General features: G+C 34.3%; 19 protein-coding genes and 1 tRNA gene. 7 read left to right on the top strand and 13 right to left on the bottom strand.

Features of this window, described 5'->3' with window-relative positions; genetic code table 11:
• Positions 1-11: 11 nt before the first annotated feature.
• Positions 12-572 (bottom strand): DNA-3-methyladenine glycosylase I, encoded by a 561-nt coding sequence (locus ACFQ39_RS02845; RefSeq protein WP_377176242.1) that lies wholly within the window; start codon positions 570-572, stop codon positions 12-14.
• Positions 569-1,699, bottom strand: a complete 1,131-nt coding sequence (locus ACFQ39_RS02840; protein ID WP_377176240.1) for a saccharopine dehydrogenase family protein — start codon at positions 1,697-1,699, stop codon at positions 569-571. Before ACFQ39_RS02840 ends, ACFQ39_RS02845 begins: the two co-directional genes overlap by 4 nt.
• A 52-nt stretch (positions 1,700-1,751) precedes the next feature.
• On the opposite strand from ACFQ39_RS02840, the gene ACFQ39_RS02835 reads away from it, so the two are divergent.
• The gene (locus tag ACFQ39_RS02835) at positions 1,752-2,195 is read left to right on the top strand and encodes a hypothetical protein (RefSeq protein ID WP_377176238.1); all 444 of its coding nucleotides are present in this window, start codon (positions 1,752-1,754) and stop codon (positions 2,193-2,195) included.
• On the opposite strand, the gene ACFQ39_RS02830 is transcribed toward ACFQ39_RS02835, so the two are convergent.
• Together ACFQ39_RS02830 and ACFQ39_RS02825 are read right to left on the bottom strand one after the other, a co-directional pair.
• Entirely contained in the window at positions 2,182-4,326 is a 2,145-nt protein-coding gene (locus tag ACFQ39_RS02830; RefSeq protein WP_377176236.1) for a prolyl oligopeptidase family serine peptidase, read from the bottom strand. The two genes, ACFQ39_RS02835 and ACFQ39_RS02830, sit on opposite strands and share 14 nt — an antisense overlap.
• Before the next feature lie 10 nt (positions 4,327-4,336).
• Positions 4,337-5,215, bottom strand: coding sequence for a NifU family protein (locus ACFQ39_RS02825; protein ID WP_377176234.1), 879 nt, complete (start codon positions 5,213-5,215; stop codon positions 4,337-4,339).
• Positions 5,216-5,300: 85 nt separating this feature from the next.
• Between ACFQ39_RS02825 and ACFQ39_RS02820 the strand changes: the two genes are divergently transcribed.
• A complete protein-coding gene (locus ACFQ39_RS02820; RefSeq protein WP_377176232.1) occupies positions 5,301-5,813 on the top strand; it encodes a gamma carbonic anhydrase family protein in 513 nt (170 codons plus the stop codon).
• Between the two features lie 149 nt (positions 5,814-5,962).
• Here the strand turns inward: ACFQ39_RS02820 and ACFQ39_RS02815 are convergent, their stop codons facing one another.
• From ACFQ39_RS02815 to ACFQ39_RS02775, 9 genes are all read right to left on the bottom strand, one after another.
• Positions 5,963-6,094 (bottom strand): hypothetical protein, encoded by a 132-nt coding sequence (locus tag ACFQ39_RS02815; RefSeq protein WP_377176230.1) that lies wholly within the window; start codon positions 6,092-6,094, stop codon positions 5,963-5,965.
• 179 nt (positions 6,095-6,273) lie between these two features.
• Positions 6,274-6,348, bottom strand: a tRNA-Val gene (locus tag ACFQ39_RS02810).
• A 154-nt stretch (positions 6,349-6,502) separates the two neighbouring features.
• Positions 6,503-7,006: an OmpH family outer membrane protein gene (locus ACFQ39_RS02805; protein WP_377176229.1), complete on the bottom strand. Its 504-nt coding sequence runs from the start codon at positions 7,004-7,006 to the stop codon at positions 6,503-6,505.
• Positions 7,007-7,040: 34 nt separating this feature from the next.
• A complete protein-coding gene (locus ACFQ39_RS02800) occupies positions 7,041-7,913 on the bottom strand; it encodes an OmpH family outer membrane protein (protein ID WP_377176227.1) in 873 nt (290 codons plus the stop codon).
• A 59-nt stretch (positions 7,914-7,972) separates the two neighbouring features.
• Positions 7,973-10,549: an outer membrane protein assembly factor BamA gene (gene bamA / locus ACFQ39_RS02795; protein WP_377176224.1), complete on the bottom strand. Its 2,577-nt coding sequence runs from the start codon at positions 10,547-10,549 to the stop codon at positions 7,973-7,975.
• Positions 10,536-11,294 carry an isoprenyl transferase gene (locus ACFQ39_RS02790; RefSeq protein ID WP_377176222.1) on the bottom strand — a complete coding sequence of 253 codons (759 nt, stop codon included), beginning with the start codon at positions 11,292-11,294 and terminating at the stop codon, positions 10,536-10,538. Before ACFQ39_RS02790 ends, bamA begins: the two co-directional genes overlap by 14 nt.
• A 5-nt stretch (positions 11,295-11,299) precedes the next feature.
• A complete protein-coding gene (gene porG, locus ACFQ39_RS02785) occupies positions 11,300-11,977 on the bottom strand; it encodes a type IX secretion system protein PorG (RefSeq protein WP_377176220.1) in 678 nt (225 codons plus the stop codon).
• 109 nt (positions 11,978-12,086) lie between these two features.
• Positions 12,087-12,968, bottom strand: coding sequence for an NAD kinase (locus ACFQ39_RS02780; RefSeq protein WP_377176218.1), 882 nt, complete (start codon positions 12,966-12,968; stop codon positions 12,087-12,089).
• Positions 12,969-12,970: 2 nt separating this feature from the next.
• Positions 12,971-13,633, bottom strand: a complete 663-nt coding sequence (locus ACFQ39_RS02775; RefSeq protein WP_377176216.1) for a CBS domain-containing protein — start codon at positions 13,631-13,633, stop codon at positions 12,971-12,973.
• An 84-nt stretch (positions 13,634-13,717) separates the two neighbouring features.
• Here ACFQ39_RS02775 and ACFQ39_RS02770 point away from each other — a divergent pair, with 84 nt between their 5' ends.
• The 5 genes from ACFQ39_RS02770 (at position 13,718) to clpP (ending at position 17,871) form a co-directional block, all read left to right on the top strand.
• Positions 13,718-14,434 carry a pyridoxine 5'-phosphate synthase gene (locus ACFQ39_RS02770; RefSeq protein ID WP_377176214.1) on the top strand — a complete coding sequence of 239 codons (717 nt, stop codon included), beginning with the start codon at positions 13,718-13,720 and terminating at the stop codon, positions 14,432-14,434.
• Complete coding sequence (locus ACFQ39_RS02765) at positions 14,431-15,198, top strand: alpha/beta fold hydrolase (RefSeq protein WP_377176212.1); 768 nt, start codon at positions 14,431-14,433, stop codon at positions 15,196-15,198. The genes ACFQ39_RS02770 and ACFQ39_RS02765 overlap by 4 nt, the downstream gene beginning before the upstream one ends.
• A 35-nt stretch (positions 15,199-15,233) precedes the next feature.
• Complete coding sequence (locus ACFQ39_RS02760; protein ID WP_377176210.1) at positions 15,234-15,575, top strand: phage holin family protein; 342 nt, start codon at positions 15,234-15,236, stop codon at positions 15,573-15,575.
• Between the two features lie 168 nt (positions 15,576-15,743).
• Complete coding sequence (tig, locus tag ACFQ39_RS02755) at positions 15,744-17,066, top strand: trigger factor (protein WP_377176209.1); 1,323 nt, start codon at positions 15,744-15,746, stop codon at positions 17,064-17,066.
• Between the two features lie 142 nt (positions 17,067-17,208).
• The gene (gene clpP, locus ACFQ39_RS02750; protein ID WP_377176207.1) at positions 17,209-17,871 is read left to right on the top strand and encodes an ATP-dependent Clp endopeptidase proteolytic subunit ClpP; all 663 of its coding nucleotides are present in this window, start codon (positions 17,209-17,211) and stop codon (positions 17,869-17,871) included.

Genomic DNA, 17,871 nt, shown 5'->3' with positions numbered 1-17,871 from the left:
TGGATCTTTTTTTATTGGATTTCATTATGTCTAAAACAATGGGTCACATGATCGTTTACCATCCCTGTTGCCTGCATATGCGCATACATCACTGTTGAGCCGACAAACTTAAAGCCTCTTTTTTTTAAGTCTTTTGAAAGCCGGTCAGAGATTTCTGAGGTAGCTGGTAGATCCGACATATCTTTCCAATGATTTACTATGGGTTGATGGTTTACAAATGCCCAGATATATTTTGAAAAACTGCCAAATTCCTTTTGAACTTCTATGAATTTTTGGGCGTTGCTTATTGCGGCTTTTATTTTTAATCTGTTTCGAATAATTCCGGCATCATCGATTAAGCTTTCCAATTTTTTTTCATCATAAGAGCTAATTTTCACAAAGTCAAAATTGTCAAATGCTTTTCTGAAATTTTCTCTTTTTCTGAGCACAGTTATCCAACTTAGTCCCGCCTGGAAAGTTTCTAAAATAAGATATTCAAATATTCTTTGATCGTCATAAACTGGTACACCCCATTCAGTATCGTGATAATTTACATATAATGGATCTTCTCCACACCAGGTACATCTTTTCATACTTCGGTTTTATGATAAACTACGCCTCTTTCCGATAAATAGTTCAGTACATATTTTAAAGAACCGTCAACTTTTCCAACCAGTTCCGGAGGAAGAATGCCATTCTTATTTAAATGCCCTTCTAAAACGAAATTTGCTACTGCAGTAGCCGTGTATCCCGTTGTTCTCGCCATAGAAGAGGTACTTGTGGTTTTATCAAATCGGTCTAACAAGTGATAAGTTATTTTTTTTGACCGGCCATCAGATTTCCCTTCCATCGCAACTTCCATGATCGTAAGTTCCTTTTCATTCTCGCCCAATTTCCATTCTCCAAATAATATTTTAGACGTAAAATCAATTGGTGCAATTCTTTTACCCTCTATTTCAATGGGTTTACTATTGAAAAAACCCGTTTTTTTAAGTACTTGTATGTATTCTACATGACCGGGGTAACGCAATGTTTTCTCTTTCATATTTTTAATATGAGGCATTGTATAAATAAGAGAACGCAAGCCATCAGAATTGAAAGCTTCAAGGGTGCCCACTTCATCAAAATCGATTAATTCAACATCACTCAATGCTTCTCTCGTGACAAGGAATCCGTTTTCAACATATCTGGCAGGTCTTGTGTATTCTTCAATCACATCAACTGGAGAGAAGGGAGCTTTATAGTAAAAAGGCCATTTTTTTTCTTCGGGTAAACCGCCAACCATACAGGTGAAATTTTCTATTTGAAAAAGATTATCATAATGACCTAATATAATGTTTCCCATGCCTGGAGCAACTCCACAATCTACAACAGCAGTTACTTCATTTTCAATAGCCAATTCATTTAATTCAAGAGCATTTTCAGGAAAAAATGATATATCGACAACGTTCTTTTTATTTTTTATGATCTTTTTCATGGTTTCAAAACCAAGAAAACCCGGCACTGCACAAATTACAAGATCTGCTGGTTTTATAATTTGAGTTAATTCAGATTCATCTGTTACATCCAGTACAATGGTTTTTATTTTGTTATTTTTTTTCTTTAATTTTTGAAGATTTTCCAAATTTTTGTCAGCGACCATGACATTGTGATAGCTGGCCATATCGAGGGCCATTGCACTACCTACCATACCAGAACCCAGTACTACTATTTGTTTCATTTTTACTAATTTTCAGGAAAAGTACAAAAAAGCTTCAAATAGGTCTATTCTAATGGAAAAAGAAAAATTATTACTGACTTGCATTGACAAGATTCAGAAAAAATTGAATGATTTAGGGGCAATATATGATTCACTTCAAGAATCATTGCTCAATGAGACAAAAAGTTCTATGGGCGATAAATATGAAACGGGAAGGTCTATGATTCATGCCGAAATTCAAAAAAATCGTCACCAAAATGGAGAATGGTTAGAAATGCTCAATTTATGTAAACAAATAAGCCCGGTGAGAAAAAGGCAGGTAGAATTGGGAAGTTTTGTTCAGACAGATCAACATAATTATTTCGTTGCTGTGGGATTAGGAATGCTTAAGCTAAACGGACAAATTGTATATTTTATTTCGCCCGGCTCGCCGCTGGGGCGAGCCTTATGGCAAAAAAGAGTTGGTGATCAGTTTGAGATCAACGGAAAAATTCAGACAGTGATTAATGTGAAATAGGTGTTGAACTCTTCAATTGATCATCTAATTGAATATTCATATTGTAAAGAGTAAATCCAAAAATATCGGCATATTGCTCTATGGTTTTTGATACAGGTGTACCTGCACCATGACCGGCATTGGTTTCTATTCTGATAAGAACAGGATTATTTCCGGATTGTTTATCTTGTAATTCTGCGGCAAATTTAAATGAGTGGGCCGGTACTACGCGGTCATCATGATCTCCTGTAGTTACCAATGTGGCTGGATATTCCACACCCTCTTTTACATTATGTACCGGTGAATATCCTTTTAAATAATGAAACATTTCTTCACTTTGTTCAGAAGTTCCATAGTCATAAGCCCAACCCGCACCGGCTGTAAAAGTATGGTAACGCAACATGTCTAAAACACCTACTGCGGGGAGTGCAACTTTCATCAGATCCGGTCTCTGCGTCATGGTTGCCCCTACCAAAAGTCCACCATTAGAACCACCTCTAATGGCTAAATAATCTTTAGATGTATAATTGTTTTCTATGAGGTATTCGCCAGCTGCGATAAAATCGTCAAAAACATTTTGTTTTTTCATTTGGGTTCCTGCGTCGTGCCATGCTTTCCCGTATTCTCCACCACCTCTTAAATTGGGCACTGCATAAATACCACCCATTTCCATCCAAACAGCATTTACTATACTAAAACTAGGGGTGAGGCTAATATTAAATCCGCCATATCCGTAAAGAATTGTTGGGTTTTTACCGTTGAGAACGGTTCCCTTTCTGTATGTAATGATCATAGGGACCTTTGTACCGTCTTTAGAAGTGTAAAAAACTTGTTCAGAAGTAAAATCATTAGGGTTAAATTGAACAATTGGTTTTTTATAAAGTGTTGATTTTCCCGTTTTTGGATCTAATTTATAAATTGACCCAGGAGTAACATAATTTGTAAAGGAGTAATAAAGATCTTTATCCGTTTTTTTACCTCCAAATCCGCCGGCAGATCCGATACCAGGTAATTCAATATTTCGGAGTTTGTTACCTTTCATGTCATATTGTTCTACCACGGAAACGGCATCTTTCATATACTCGACGAAAAAATAACCTGCCCCAGAATTGACACTCATCACATCTTTGGTTTCTGGAACCAAAGTTACCCAATCTTTTTGATCTGTTTTGGACAAATTCACTTTTACGAGTTTTCCATTAGGCGCATTGTGATTAGTATAAACATAAAGAGCCTTATCATCAGCTTCTATAACGTTATAATCGTTTTCTACATTAGAAATAAGAGGTTTAATTGTTTTATCAGTTGTTGTCAAATCAGCATAATACAATTCATTGCCAGAAGTAGAAACTGCGGCACTTATGATGAGGTATTTTTGATTTTCAGTCACATAGCCACCTACATATCTTCTTTTTAATTCATCACCAAAAATAACTTGATCCTCTTTTTGAGCGGTTCCAAGTTTGTGGTAATATAACTTATGCTGATCAGTTTTCGCAGAAAGTTCGCTTCCCTCAGGTTTATCGTAACTAGAATAATAGAATCCTTCATTTTTATACCAGGAAACGCCACTAAATTTTATATCTCGTAAAGTATCTCCTAATTGCTTTTTACTAATAGCGTCTATCACAATTACCTTTCTCCAATCAGATCCACCTTCAGAAATGGCATAAGCGGCTAGCTTTCCATTCTCGCTAAATGAAATGGAACTTAAAGATGTAGTAGCATCTTTAGAAAAAGTATTTGGATCTAAAAATACCTCCGGATCTCCATTTTCTTTTTGACGGTAAAGCACATATTGATTCTGCAAGCCGTCATTTTTATAGAAATACGAATATTCTCCTTCTTTAAAAGGCGCCGTAAATTTTTCGTAATTCCAAAGTTCAGTTAACCTTTTTTTTATATCCTCTCTAAAAGGTATTTTACTCAAATAATTAAATGTAACTTCATTTTGCGATTTTACCCAAGCTTCTGTTTCTGCAGATAAATCATCTTCTAACCAGCGATAAGGATCTGCTACCTTTTCACCAAAATAGGTATCTACCGTGTTATCTTTTCTTGTTTCAGGATATGTTAATTGCATTTTTTTGTTTTGGGCGATGATGGGCAGACTTAAGAAAAAAGTCAAGCCGAGTAATAAAATATGTTTCATGATTTTGGTTTTAATTCAATGCATTTACACCTTCAATTTCATTAGGAAGAAATTGTTTAAGCGTTGCTTCTATTCCGTTTTTTAATGTGATTGTAGATGACGGACATCCGTTACAAGCACCTTGTAAAATGACGTTTACCATTTTATTCTCAGGGTCATAAGATTTAAACAGGATATTTCCACCATCACCTGCCACAGCAGGACGAATATATTCATCTAAAATACTTATGATTTTTTGTGAAGTTTCATCAAAAGCATTCATATCTAGACTATTCTCACTCCTCTGATTTTCTGAGGGAACAAATGCTTCGGTAACAATAAGATTATCCTTGCTTAAATAATCTTTAATAAACTGTCTCATTTCATTGTTTACCATAAACCATTCAACACTGTTATCTCTGGTTACCGAGATATAATTTTGATTGATAAAAACCTCTTTGACAAAAGGGAATTGAAAAAGCGCAGCAGCAAGCGGAACCTCTGTTGCATCATCTTGGTTTTTAACTTCGATTAAATGTTTGGTTAAAAATTGATTCGTCACAAATTTTTGAACGGTTGGATTGGGCGTTTCTTCTGCATAAATTTCGATGGCTTTTTTGCTTTCAGATTGAAAAAGTGGCTTGTTTTGTTCAAAATAGGCCGTTAAAATTTCTTTCAAATCTTCTTCAACGTCACCCCATTCTAACATATCGTATCGCTCAAGGGCAATAAAATTGGCTGATATGAACACTTTTTTGATGAAAGGAAGTTTAAAAAGCTGCTGTGCCAAAGGAGAATCTTTGGCTTCCTCCAAGCTGCTAAATTCAAAAGCACCATCTGTCAGCATTTTGTTCAAAACAAATTTAATGATATTTGGGTTGTTTGTTCTTTCTATATTGATTTGTACCATTTTTTAGTTTATTAAATTGATCACAAAAATACGAAAGAATTTATTTAGTATTTTTGAAACCTTTGTTAAACCTAAATAAATCGGGATGATTATTAAAGCCTTAAATGGAAATGAACCTAAGTTTGGCAATAACTGTTTTTTTGCAGAAAATGCAGTCATTGTTGGTGAGGTAGAAGCTGGAGATGATTGTTCATTTTGGTATAATGCTGTCGTTAGAGGTGATGTGCATTTTATAAAGATGGGGAATAAGGTCAATGTACAAGATGGAGCCGTAATTCACGCCACGTACCAAACCTCTCCAACTACAATTGGAAATAATGTGTCTATTGGACACAATGCTATCGTGCATGGTTGTACCATTCATGACAATGTCTTGATTGGTATGGGAGCTATTGTGATGGATGATTGCGTGATCGAAAGCAATAGTATTATAGCGGCCGGTGCAGTTGTTACAAAAAATACACGCGTGCCTTCAGGGACCATTTTTGGTGGTGTACCCGCCAAAAAGGTAAAAGATATCAGTGAGGAGTTGATTACGGGTGAAATCCAAAGAATAGCCAATAATTATATCAAATACGCCGCTTGGTACAAGGAATAAGTCTATTGGCAGTATTGGTTGGATATGAGCAATAAAAAACTTCTTCATTAGTCAGAAAAAGACCAAAGAAAATAAACATCATGCGTTTTTCCTATTTGTATTAGTATAAAATAGGAATTGAATCTGCGGTTCCCCCTTATTAATTTTACCTATTTGTACAAAAGCTTAGAATTATGCTTGTAATAGGTAATGATATAGCTGGTATAGCTAATCAAGGCTTTTAAAGAGAAGGGAATTGCGATGATTGCCGCAACGAACAAAAAGTAGAACACTATATTCATATGTTGATAATTTACTTAAAGATAAGGCAAGAGTAAGGTTCAAAAAAATGATATTTATCAGTTTTTGACACAACATGGTTCAAACCCTAATTCGCTGGTACCATTTTTTTAATCTTTTACCAAGGGCATCTGATAAAGAAAAAATCCTGTTGCTCAAAGCAACAGGATTTTTATTTTTGTGGGTAATACTGGACTCGAACCAGTGACTTCCACGTTGTCGACGTGACACTCTAAACCAACTGAGTTAATTACCCTTATCAATTTATTCAGCTTGCTAAATTCTAAAATTTGTTTGAAATAAAAAAATAGAAGTGATATGAATTTTTAGTTCCGAAAAAATAAACGAATCAAAATATACCATAAAAAAAAGCCTCAAAAAGAGGCTTTTTAAAGATTGAAATCTGCAAATTAGATACCTAATTTAGCTTTTACCGGAGCCATTAAATCTTCTCCTTCAAAAACTAAAAGTCCTTTTCCAGGAGATGAATCTAATACATAACTAACTCCTTTTGCCTTAGCCACTTCATTTACAGCAGTTTGTGCTTTTTCAAGAATTGGCTTCAACAAGTCAAATCTTTTCTTTTGAATTTCTTGATCAGCAGTTTGACCATATTTCTGCAATCTAGCTTGTAAATCTTCTACTTCTTGCTGACGTTTTCCGTTTTCAGCATCAGTTTGTGTAGGAGCTTCTTCACTGTATTTTTTTAATTTTGCTTGTAAAGCAGTGGCTTGAGTTTTGTATTCTGTAGCATAAGTTTCAGATAATTTTTTTAATTCACCCTCCATAGCTTTTGCTTCGGGCATTGCCATCAATAAAGCTTCGCTATCAATATGCGCGATTTTTTGTGCATTCGCAACCTGCAAACCCGCTACCAAAATCAATCCTAAAAATAAATTTTTAAATAGTTTCATTTTTCAATAATTTGTTAATAATAGTTCAAAAATTTTAATTGTTGTTTTTTTTCAGTTCTTCTCTTTGTTTATTTCTTTCTTCAATCTCTTTTAATTTTGCTGCGCGTCTTTCTTCTGCCACTCTTTTTAATGAGTCTCTCAGTTTTTCTCTTGCTTCTTGTTGTTCTTTGATTCGCGCTTTTAATTCGGCTTGCTTTGCCGCCTTTTCTTCAATTTTTATTTGTTCAGGTGTTTTCTCTTGTTCCTCACCATCTTCGGTTTCATCCTCAGTAAAAGTATCCGAGTCGACATTATCATTTATCATTTCGGCATCTTCTAATGCCGGATCAGTTTGAGCCGTTTTATTGATGCGGGCTTGTTTGTTATCTTCTAAAGTTTGCCTTTTTCGATCTTTTACAATATCATTCAAAACCAACTCACTTACATCATGTTTACTATTGCTATAAAGCATGATCAAATCACTCGATTTGTCGAAGATAAAGTCGTACCTTTTTCTTTCTGCGATATCTTGAACAGAATTAAACACCTGGTCTTGAACAGGTTTTACAAATTGTTTACGCATTTGGTACATATCTCCTGAAGGACCAAAATAGGCACTTTGCAATTTGCGCAATTCTTGTCTCTTGATATCGATATCCTCTTCGCGCTCCTGAATCATTTGGTTGGTCAATAGAGCTTTTTCATTGGCTAAAGAAGTATTCATCTGTTCAATCTCAATTTCGAGATCGTCAAGCTTCTTTTGCCAGCCTTTAATTTTTTCATTTAATCTGGACTGCGCTTCTTGGTATTCAGGAACATTATCCAATATATACTCCATATCTATATATCCAATACGCAATTCCTTCTGAGCAAAAGTCAAAGAACTTGTGATTAAAAAAGCGATAAAAAAAATCTTTTTTATCATCATATTTTTTATCTTGAAAATATCGTGCCAGACCAAAAACACTGGCAAATATAGTAAAATACTTAAAACTGCTGACCTATTATAAAATGGGTCTGCCAACCCGAAATTTCATCTGTTCCAGGAATATCATCAAAACCATATCCAAAGTCAATACCCAACAAACCAAAAGCAGGCATAAATACCCTTATACCAGCTCCGGCAGATCTTTTTAGCTCAAAAGGTTTAAATTCTTTGAAGCTATCAAAAGAGTTACCACCTTCTAAAAAGGTTAAGGCATAAATGGAGGCAGAGGGTTTTAGGGTGATGGCATAACGAAGTTCAAAAGAAATCTTGTTATACACTGTTCCACCTGCAAAAGATGTCAAACTTGAATTAGGATAACCTCTTAATGCAATGACTTGTCTACCATCAAATTGTCCGGTTGCCATTCCATCACCTCCAACATAAAAACGCTCAAAAGGAGAAACACCTATATCCTGGTTGTAAGCTCCTAAAAATCCAAATTCGGCGTTAGACATTAAGATTAAATCCTTATAGATCTGAGTAAACCATCGCCCCATAAAATTTATCTTATAATATTCCAACCATTCAAACTTTTCTTCGTCTGGTAAATTTATATACTCTTTATCATTGAAAGAAGAATAGGGTGGCGTTACTTCTGCAATCACATTAAATTGAGATCCATATCTCGGATAAATAGGACTTGGTCCTGCTGAGTTTCTGCCCAAATTTGCTGTAAAATTGATGTTGTTGGAAGTACCATTGTTATATCCAAAAGTGGATAAAAAGAAATCATTTAAAACAAATCTTTGGAAATTTAAAGAAGTTGAAAGGGTAAAAAAGTCATCCGGCCATTTTAAACGCTGACTTAAACCTATTGTAGCTCCTATGATATCCAAGCGTTGGTCTTTATCAACATCTCTAGATTGAAAATCGAAGGCATACTGACTAGAACTATAAACTGAGAAATTAAATCCTTTAGGCCTTTTGCCTCCCCACCAAGGTTCACTGAAACTCACACTGTAAGTTCTCGAAAATCTGCTCGCTTGCAGTCTCAAAGAAATACTTTGTCCGTCTCCACGAGGAACGGGTTTGTACTCGTCTATATTAAATAAATTTTTGATCGAGAAGTTATTAAAAGAGAGGGCTAGCGTACCTACAAAAGCTCCACCTCCATAACCTCCCTGAAGTTCTACCTGACTCGAACCTTTTTCGGCTACGCTATATTCAATATCGGTTGTTTTATCGGTATAATTAGGTTGGACATCCGGAACAATATTCTCTGGATCTATATAGCCTAACTGACCTAATTCTCGAATAGATCTAATGATGTCTGAACGACTAAACAAATCACCCGGACGGGTATAAATTTCTCTGTAAAGTACATGGTCATTCGTCACATCGTTACCAACAACAGTCACTTTATTGATGGTGGCAGGTTCATCTTCTACAATTCTTACCTCGATATCAATTACATTATCATCAGCTCCGGTTTCAACGAGATCAACTCTCGAAAATAAATATCCGTTATCTAAATAAGTATTCGTAATATCTTGAGATTCTGGCGTACCATCTCCTTTTACGCGTTCATTTAAAAATTTTCCGTTATAGGTTACGCCTGGTTGAATTTTGAGGATGTTCTGCAACTGCTGATCTGTAAATACTGTATTTCCTAAAAATGTAATTTCACCAAATTTATAACGTTGCCCTTCGCTTACGGTGATATCTAAATTAATGGTATTATCATCATTAAAAGAAAGACTGTCTTTAACGATGATTGCATCTCTAAAACCGTTTTCTTGATATTTTTCGACAACCTTTAAAAGATCCTCCTCGTATACATCATCGATATATTTAGATGATTTAAATATGTTTTGAATCTTTTTTTCCTTTGTTTTCTTCATGGCTTTCTTAAGCTTATTATCCGAAAGCATGCTATTGTCATGAAAAGTAATTTCTTTTATTTTTATTTTTTCACCCTTATCGATCAAGATCAAGGCATTTTCTGTATTCACTGCTGAAGTATCTGGCTTTGTACTAATTGTTACTTTAGTTTTAAGGAAGCCCTTTTCTTTATATTTATCTGCAATTTGATTTTTAGTTGTAGTAATCAGGTTTTCTGTGAGCATAGAACCGGGTTGGAATTCCAATTCTTTCGATAATTCTTCGATTTTAGATTTTTTTATGCCTTTGATTTCTACCTTGCCAACTTTAGACAATTCTCGAACAGCAATTTCAAGATAAATGGTATTGCCATCCATTTTTGTGGCATATACATCTACATTGCTAAAAAGTTTTGAATTCCATAATTTTTTAATGGCGCTAGATAATTTGTCACCGGGAATTTTAATCGCTTGTCCGTTCACAAGACCTGAAAAAATCAAAATAGATTGTTCCGAAATGGTTTCGTTACCTACAACAGTAATACCCCCAAGAATGTAATTTTTCTTGGTAAGGTCTATCTTTTCACTTGTTTTTGGTATCGTATCATTCGTCTTAGGAATGGTATCAATAACTGTAACAGGTAAAACTGTATCTATGGTTGTGGTGCTTAATGAATCCTGAGCTTGCTGTGCTATTGTGGGATAAATTGTAAAAACCAAAAAGAAAAGTAAAAGTGCGTTTTTAAGCTTTTTCATTAATATTCTCAATTTGTTCGCTTGTTTTTCCAAATCGTCGTTCTCTCATTTGAAAATTGATAATCGCTTTATAAAAATCGTCTTTTCTGAAATCTGGCCATAGGACTTCGGTGAAGTACATCTCGGCATAGGCAATTTGCCATAATAGAAAATTGCTCAGGCGCAATTCTCCGCTGGTTCTTATCAAAAAATCAACGTCGGGCAAATTAAAGGTATATAAATGACTCTCGATAACTTTTTCATCAATTTCTTCAGGAAGCAGTTCATTATTAACAATTTTTTTAGAAATGCTTTGAGCTGCTCTTATCAATTCTTCGCGCGCCCCATAGTTAAGGGCAAGGTTTAGAATTAACCCTGTATTACCCGATGTTTTTTCTATCGTTTCTATAAGTTCTTTTCTTGCTTTTTCGGGTAATTTACCGACGTTCCCTATGGTGTGAAGTCGGATGTTATTTTTAGTGAGCACTTTTAATTCCTTTCTCAAGGAGCTGACAAGTAAACTCATCAATGTACTCACTTCGCTCTTTGGTCTACTCCAATTTTCTGTAGAAAATGTATACAGCGTGAGAACTTTGATGCCTATTTCTGCTGCCGCTTCTACCGTGTCTCGAACAGATTGCACTCCGTTTTTATGTCCAAATACCCTTTTTTTACCTTGATTTTGAGCCCATCGTCCATTACCATCCATAATGATAGCTACGTGCTGAGGTAACTTATTGGCTAATATTTGATCTTTCAACTCCATCTTCATTAAAAACTTCCAGTGTAGCATCCCGGTCTTCCGAAGGCATAAACTATACTGATTCCTGTAAATACATACCAATCATTCCCATTAGAATTACCAATATCTACACCCTCTGAACCTGAGTAAGGGTAACCATCGATATCATCTTTAAACGTATATCGAAAAGTGCTTTCTACGGCTACACCTATATTTGGTGCTAATTTAAATTTATAACCCAAACCAAAAGGAAGTACAAAATTAAAAGTTCTTCCCCCTTCATTACCCTCAACATCACCTCTTACGGCGTAATTCGCAACACCAGCTTGAAGTACAATATATGGAGTTTGGGTATAACCTAATTTGTCTAAATTGTATTTAAAAAAATTAAATTCTATACCAACGGAAAAATCGTGAAGATCATTTGCGAAATCAAAACCTCTTTCTTTTCTGTACGAATTGTCGGAATCTAAATCGTCTGCAGTTAATTTTGTGTACGTATAATTAGTTCTAATAGCGTAGCGAGGATGCATATTCCATTTATAGACAAGACCGGCAGCAAAACTATTGGGCCATATATAATTTTCTTTTCCAATATCGCCTATATAATTACTCCCGCCCAAAAAAGCGCCTAATTCATTTATTTGTGCTTGAGAAACTGTGAAAAAACACAGGAAAACTCCAAAAAAAATATACCTTCTTTTCATTCTAAAAACAGTTTGCAAATATATAAAAATACCTTAGTTTTTAAAGTATTATCTCTAATTGATTGATAAAATCAATTTATTGATTATCAACTCGAGCAACCGAAAAAAATTAATTTCGTTTGTCTTCTCCCCAAAGTAATTTTTCGCGTAGTGTTTTTATAAATGTTTGAGAGTTTAAATGAAGGGTTTTAACGGTAAAATCCGCTTTGCTGATCATTATTTTAGTCGTGTTACTTATGGTTGTCATTCTCGAATCCATCGAAAGAACAGCTTCTTTTGAACGACTTCCTATATGAAGTTCTATTTTAGTCGATTCTGGTATAACCAAAGGTCTTACACTTAAACTATGCGGAGCGATGGGCGTTAAAACAATGTTCTTTGAAGAAGGAGAAATAATCGGTCCGCCACAACTCAATGAATAACCCGTTGATCCTGTGGGTGTAGAAATAATGAGGCCATCGCTCCAATAGGTTGTTAAAAATTCATCGTCCAAATATGTCTCCACAGTGATCATGGAGGCCGTATTTTTGCGCGTGATGGCAATTTCGTTAAGGGCTATATTGATTTCCTGCAGATCAGGATTTTGATCGTTTGTTTGCAATTCCAAAACCGATCTTTCTTTTATTTTATATTGTCCCTGGTTAATTTGGTATATGGCCTCTACGATCTGTTCTTTTTGAACTGTTGCTAAAAAACCGAGTCTGCCTGTGTTAATTCCGATGATGGGAATATTATGGTCACGGATAAAAGTAATCGACCTCAAAAAAGTACCATCTCCACCAACACTGTAAAACATATCGTATGTACTATCCAGATCATAATAATCCTTGAAGGTATCGAAAGCGTAGCCAGGAAATTTTTTCGAAAAATATTCGAAAATATTCTCTTCGAAGACAATTTTAGTATCGTACTTAATAAGTAACTCTACTAGCGTGTGTATGTATTTAAGAGTGGTTTTGTTATTTTTTTGCCCAAATATTCCGACTTTCATATTTAAATATTTAAATATTTATCCAGATAGGCAGATCTTTCGTTAAGGTAATCAATGTACTTATCTTCTTTAAATTCATTTAAAATTCTATAACCATATCTTCGAAAAGTCTGAATGGTATTATTAATGTCGTGAAAGCTTAACTTTAGAACAATTTCGGTTTGACCATCTTCAATTTTTGACACAAATGCCCCTAAAAGCGTCGCATTATTCGTCTCAACAATTTGGGTGATTTCACTAAAAGAATAATCATTCATGTCTTTCGCAATCGTGAGAATATAACCGTTTTCGTGCAAAAAAGGTGTAGATTTAAATATGTTGAGAAAATCATTTAACTCAAAATAACCCAAATAGGTTTTGTCTTTGTCTACAACAGGCAGTGCATTGCAATTGTGTGTAGCAAATGTTTGCAAAATCTCAAACCAATTCATTTTTTCTGTTACGTATATTGGATGCAACAGAGATCTTACTTTATCTATTTCAGAGGTACTATTGGGATTTTGTTCTAATTGTTCATAAACCAAAGTTCCTTCGTAAACATTCTTTTTTACCACAGCTAAATGTGAAAACTCAGACTGATCAAACAATGACATCGCTTTTTCTAAGCTGTCGTTTGGGCTTAATGGTTTAAGGTCTTTAATGATGTAATTTTCAGTTGAAATCATAAACTTTTACAAAGCAAACAAATTAATATTGAATTATGTAATTTTACACACCATAAATTTAGTGGTTTTTTTAATACAACTCAGATGACAAAACTCAGTGTGAATATTAATAAAATAGCGACTTTAAGGAATGCCCGTGGTGGTGATTTTCCTAATGTTGTGCAAACGGCCATAGATTTGCAGGAATTTGGAGCCCAGGGAATTACTGTACATCCAAGGCCAGATGAAAGACATATTCGATATAAAGATGTTTTTGATTTGAGACCTATTGTTCATACAGAGTTCAATATTGAGGGCAATCCTGTCAAAAAATTTGTTGATTTGGTTTTAAAAGCAAAACCAGAACAAGTAACCCTTGTGCCAGATGCGGAAGATGCTATCACCTCTAATGCTGGATGGGATACAATGAAGCATCTTGGATTTCTGACCGAAATTATAACAGAGTTTCGCCAAAATGGTATTAGAACCTCAATTTTTCTAGATCCAAATCCAAAATTGATTGAAACAGCTGTGAAAACCGGAACAGATAGGATTGAGTTGTATACGGAAGCTTTTGCAAAAGATTTTGCTTTAGGAAACAAAAAAGGAGTAAAGTCCTATGTTGAGACGGCAGAAGTAGCACATGCAGCTGGTTTGGGAATCAATGCCGGACATGATTTGAGCTTAGATAATATTGCATTTTTTGCACAAGAAGTTCCTTTTATAGATGAGGTTTCTATAGGACATGCGCTTATTTCAGAATCATTGTATTTTGGGTTTCAAAATGTAATTAATATGTATTTACATAAATTAAAAGGATGAACGTATTACATGGAAATGTATTAGGAGAAGGAGAGCCGCTTATTATCTTACACGGATTATTTGGTATGGGAGATAATTGGAAAACATTAGCTAATAAATATGCTGAAGATTTTCAAGTGCATTTAATAGATCAGAGAAATCATGGCAGAAGTTTTCATTCTGATGGTTTTTCTTATGAATTAATGGCGACAGATTTAAGAAAGTATATTGCATTTCATGAACTTGAAAATGTCAATTTGTTAGGTCACAGTATGGGAGGAAAAACAGCGATGTTCTTTAGTACTCATTTTGAAGAGGTGGTAAAAAAATTGATTGTTGCAGATATCTCTCCAAGATATTATGCGCCTCATCATCAAATCATTACAAAAGCCTTGCAGGCAGTGGATTTTTCAAAGGTTAAGCAAAGGACTGAAGTGGAAGATGTACTAAAAGAATATATTTCTGATTTCGGAATTCGTCAGTTTTTGCTAAAAAACGTAAATAGAAGGGAAGACGGAACCTATCATTTCAGGTTTAATCTGGAATCAATTGTTGAACATATTGAAGAAGTAGGAAAACCTTTGGCCGATCATACAGTTTACAATAAACCAGCACTTTTTGTCCGGGGAGAAAATTCTGATTACATAACTTTAGAGGATGAAATTCTCATCAAGCATCATTTTCCTTTGGCTAAAATTGAGACCGTTAGAAATGCCGGACATTGGCTGCACGCTGAGAACCCAACAGAATTTTATAAACTAACGATGGATTATTTGAGAAATTGAGTAAATTCAACAATTAATTTATAAAACCAAAACCTATGAAACTCATTTTGAAATTTTTACTCAGTGCTTTGGCGGTACTTATTCTGGAATATATTTTAAAACCGCACATTACCGTAGATAGTTTAACTACAGCCTTAATTTTAGCTATTGTTTTAAGCTTGTTATACGGCTTTTTGAAGCCATTGTTAGTGGTGCTTACACTGCCCATTACTATTATTACTTTGGGCTTATTTTTATTGGTTATCAATGCTGTAATTATTATGATTGCGTCAAAGCTTATTGATGGATTTCAAGTAGATGGCTTTTGGTGGGCGATGCTCTTTAGTATTTTGCTCTCATTTACTCAATCGTTGCTTTATAAACTCATAGAAAAGTAAGTTTCTAGTTTAAAAAGACCTAACTCGCTGACATATAATTCGCTATAAAAAGTTTCTTTAACAATCTGTTAACGGAACTTTTTTATTATTTCACTTCAATAATATGGTTAAATGAGGTTTATTTCATAATTTTGCAGCCTCAAAATCAAAATAGTAAATAAACGTAAAATGAATATTACAAAAGAAGACATCGATCAACTGAATTCTATTGTTCGCATAGATATTACAGCTGATGATTATAAGGATAAAGTTGAGAATGTTTTAAAAGACTATAGAATTAAAGCAAATATTCCCGGCTTTAGAAAAGGTCATGTGCCAATGAGCTTGGTAAAAAAGCAATACGGTAAATCTGTTATGATAGATGAAGTGAATAAATTGCTTCAAGATGCTTTAGGTAATTATTTAGTAGAAGAAAAATTAGATGTATTAGGAAATCCTCTTCCAAAAATAAAAGAAGATTTTTCATGGGATGCAGATGATTTTTCATTTGAATTTGAATTAGGTCTAGCTCCTGAATTTGAAGTGAATTTAAAGCCAAAGAAGGCGATTAAAGTATATAAAATCATCGCAGATGACAAAATGATCGATGATCAGATCATAAGAATAAGAGAGCAATACGGAAAAATTATTCAAAAAGACAGTGTTGAAGAGGGAGATAATGTTACCGTAACTTTTGAAAATGAAGAGAAAGAAATCAACAAAAAATCTACTCTAAAATTAGATGACTTTAAAGGAAAAGCAAATGCCAAGAAATTTTTAGGGAAGAAAGTTGGTGAAGTGGTAGAATTGAAATCAAAAGGTCTTTTTGAAGATGACCATAACTTAATTAAAGTTTTAGGTGTTACTCACGATGACGCGCACGGTCTTGATGTTCCTCTTAAAGCAACGATTGATGAAATTTCTAAAACTGAATTAGCTGATTTGAATCAAGAGCTTTTTGATAAAGTTTTTGGAGAAGGAAATGTAAAAGACGAAGCAGAATTTAGAGCCAAATTAAAAGAAGACGCTGAAAATCAATTTAAGCAGCAGGCTGATCAACATATGTTGAATGCGGTTACTGAAAGCCTAATTGAAAACACCAAATTTGAATTACCTGTAGAGTTTCTTCAAAAATGGTTGGCTGTTGCAGGTGAAAAATCACTTAGTGATGAGGAAGCTAAAGAGGAATACCAAAAATCTGAAAAGGGTTTACGTTACCAATTGATCGAAAATAAATTGAGTAAAGACAATGGGATCCAAATTTCCTATGATGATTTAAAGGACTATACCAAAGGGTTTATCAAAACGCAAATGGCACAATACGGTCAGATGAATCCAGAAGAAAGTGAATTGGATGATATCGCAAATCGGGTACTTGGAAATCAACAAGAAGCAAAAAGATTATCAGAACAATTGATGAATGAAAAGCTCTTAAACTTTTTCAGAGAAAACGTTAATTTAGATGTAACAGAGGTAAACTTTGAAGATTTTATCAAAGAAGTTTACAAATAAATAAAAGAGTTGGCACAAAATAAATACCTCATAGATTTTATCTCTGAGGTATTTTTGTCTAAAGAAGTTTAAGGCATTTAATAAACAGGCTTATTTTAGGTCATTTTAAGTATATTTACAATCTAAAAGTAAAGTTTTAAATATGGATTTCGGTAAAGAATTTAAAGAATACGCAATAAAAGACAGAGGGATCAATAGTTTATATGTTGATAATATGATCACCAATGTTACCCCCTATATCATTGAAGAAAGACAATTGAATGTGGCTCAAATGGATGTTTTTTCAAGATTGATGATGGATAGAATTATCTTTTTGGGAACAGGAATTAATGACCAAGTCGCGAATATCATTCAGGCACAATTGCTTTTTTTAGAAAGTGTAGATTCATCTAAAGACATTTCAATTTATATCAATTCACCTGGTGGTGGAGTTTATGCAGGTTTGGGAATTTATGACACCATGCAGTTTATTAAACCTGAAGTAGCAACAATTTGTACAGGTATGGCAGCTTCTATGGGTGCAGTTTTGATGTGTGCCGGAACTAAGGGCAAGAGATCTGCCTTAAAACATTCGCGTATCATGATTCACCAACCTATGAGTGGAACGCAAGGACAGGTTTCTGATATGGAAATTACCTTAAAAGAAACATTAAAATTGAAGAAGGAGTTATATGATATCATCGCGCATCACAGTGGGCAAACCTTTGAAAAAATTGAAAAGGATTCAGACAGAGATTACTGGATGACCTCAGAGGAAGCTAAAGAGTATGGTATGATTGATGAAATTTTGACTAGGAACAAATAA

Origin of the sequence: Namhaeicola litoreus (assembly GCF_042679565.1) — a bacterium.
Taxonomy (GTDB): Bacteria; Bacteroidota; Bacteroidia; order Flavobacteriales; family Flavobacteriaceae; genus Namhaeicola; species Namhaeicola litoreus.
The sequence above is the reverse complement of the archived record's forward strand: the minus strand, read 5'-3'. Positions and strand labels throughout refer to the sequence as shown.

Coding starts and splice junctions, on each gene's coding strand:
- ACFQ39_RS02845 (WP_377176242.1), bottom strand. CDS start 572: ATGAAAAGATGTACCTGGTGTGGAGAAGATCCATTATATGTAAATTAT.
- ACFQ39_RS02840 (WP_377176240.1), bottom strand. CDS start 1,699: ATGAAACAAATAGTAGTACTGGGTTCTGGTATGGTAGGTAGTGCAATG.
- ACFQ39_RS02835 (WP_377176238.1), top strand. CDS start 1,752: ATGGAAAAAGAAAAATTATTACTGACTTGCATTGACAAGATTCAGAAA.
- ACFQ39_RS02830 (WP_377176236.1), bottom strand. CDS start 4,326: ATGAAACATATTTTATTACTCGGCTTGACTTTTTTCTTAAGTCTGCCC.
- ACFQ39_RS02825 (WP_377176234.1), bottom strand. CDS start 5,215: ATGGTACAAATCAATATAGAAAGAACAAACAACCCAAATATCATTAAA.
- ACFQ39_RS02820 (WP_377176232.1), top strand. CDS start 5,301: ATGATTATTAAAGCCTTAAATGGAAATGAACCTAAGTTTGGCAATAAC.
- ACFQ39_RS02815 (WP_377176230.1), bottom strand. CDS start 6,094: ATGAATATAGTGTTCTACTTTTTGTTCGTTGCGGCAATCATCGCAATT.
- ACFQ39_RS02805 (WP_377176229.1), bottom strand. CDS start 7,006: ATGAAACTATTTAAAAATTTATTTTTAGGATTGATTTTGGTAGCGGGT.
- ACFQ39_RS02800 (WP_377176227.1), bottom strand. CDS start 7,913: ATGATGATAAAAAAGATTTTTTTTATCGCTTTTTTAATCACAAGTTCT.
- bamA (WP_377176224.1), bottom strand. CDS start 10,549: ATGAAAAAGCTTAAAAACGCACTTTTACTTTTCTTTTTGGTTTTTACA.
- ACFQ39_RS02790 (WP_377176222.1), bottom strand. CDS start 11,294: ATGGAGTTGAAAGATCAAATATTAGCCAATAAGTTACCTCAGCACGTA.
- porG (WP_377176220.1), bottom strand. CDS start 11,977: ATGAAAAGAAGGTATATTTTTTTTGGAGTTTTCCTGTGTTTTTTCACA.
- ACFQ39_RS02780 (WP_377176218.1), bottom strand. CDS start 12,968: ATGAAAGTCGGAATATTTGGGCAAAAAAATAACAAAACCACTCTTAAA.
- ACFQ39_RS02775 (WP_377176216.1), bottom strand. CDS start 13,633: ATGATTTCAACTGAAAATTACATCATTAAAGACCTTAAACCATTAAGC.
- ACFQ39_RS02770 (WP_377176214.1), top strand. CDS start 13,718: ATGACAAAACTCAGTGTGAATATTAATAAAATAGCGACTTTAAGGAAT.
- ACFQ39_RS02765 (WP_377176212.1), top strand. CDS start 14,431: ATGAACGTATTACATGGAAATGTATTAGGAGAAGGAGAGCCGCTTATT.
- ACFQ39_RS02760 (WP_377176210.1), top strand. CDS start 15,234: ATGAAACTCATTTTGAAATTTTTACTCAGTGCTTTGGCGGTACTTATT.
- tig (WP_377176209.1), top strand. CDS start 15,744: ATGAATATTACAAAAGAAGACATCGATCAACTGAATTCTATTGTTCGC.
- clpP (WP_377176207.1), top strand. CDS start 17,209: ATGGATTTCGGTAAAGAATTTAAAGAATACGCAATAAAAGACAGAGGG.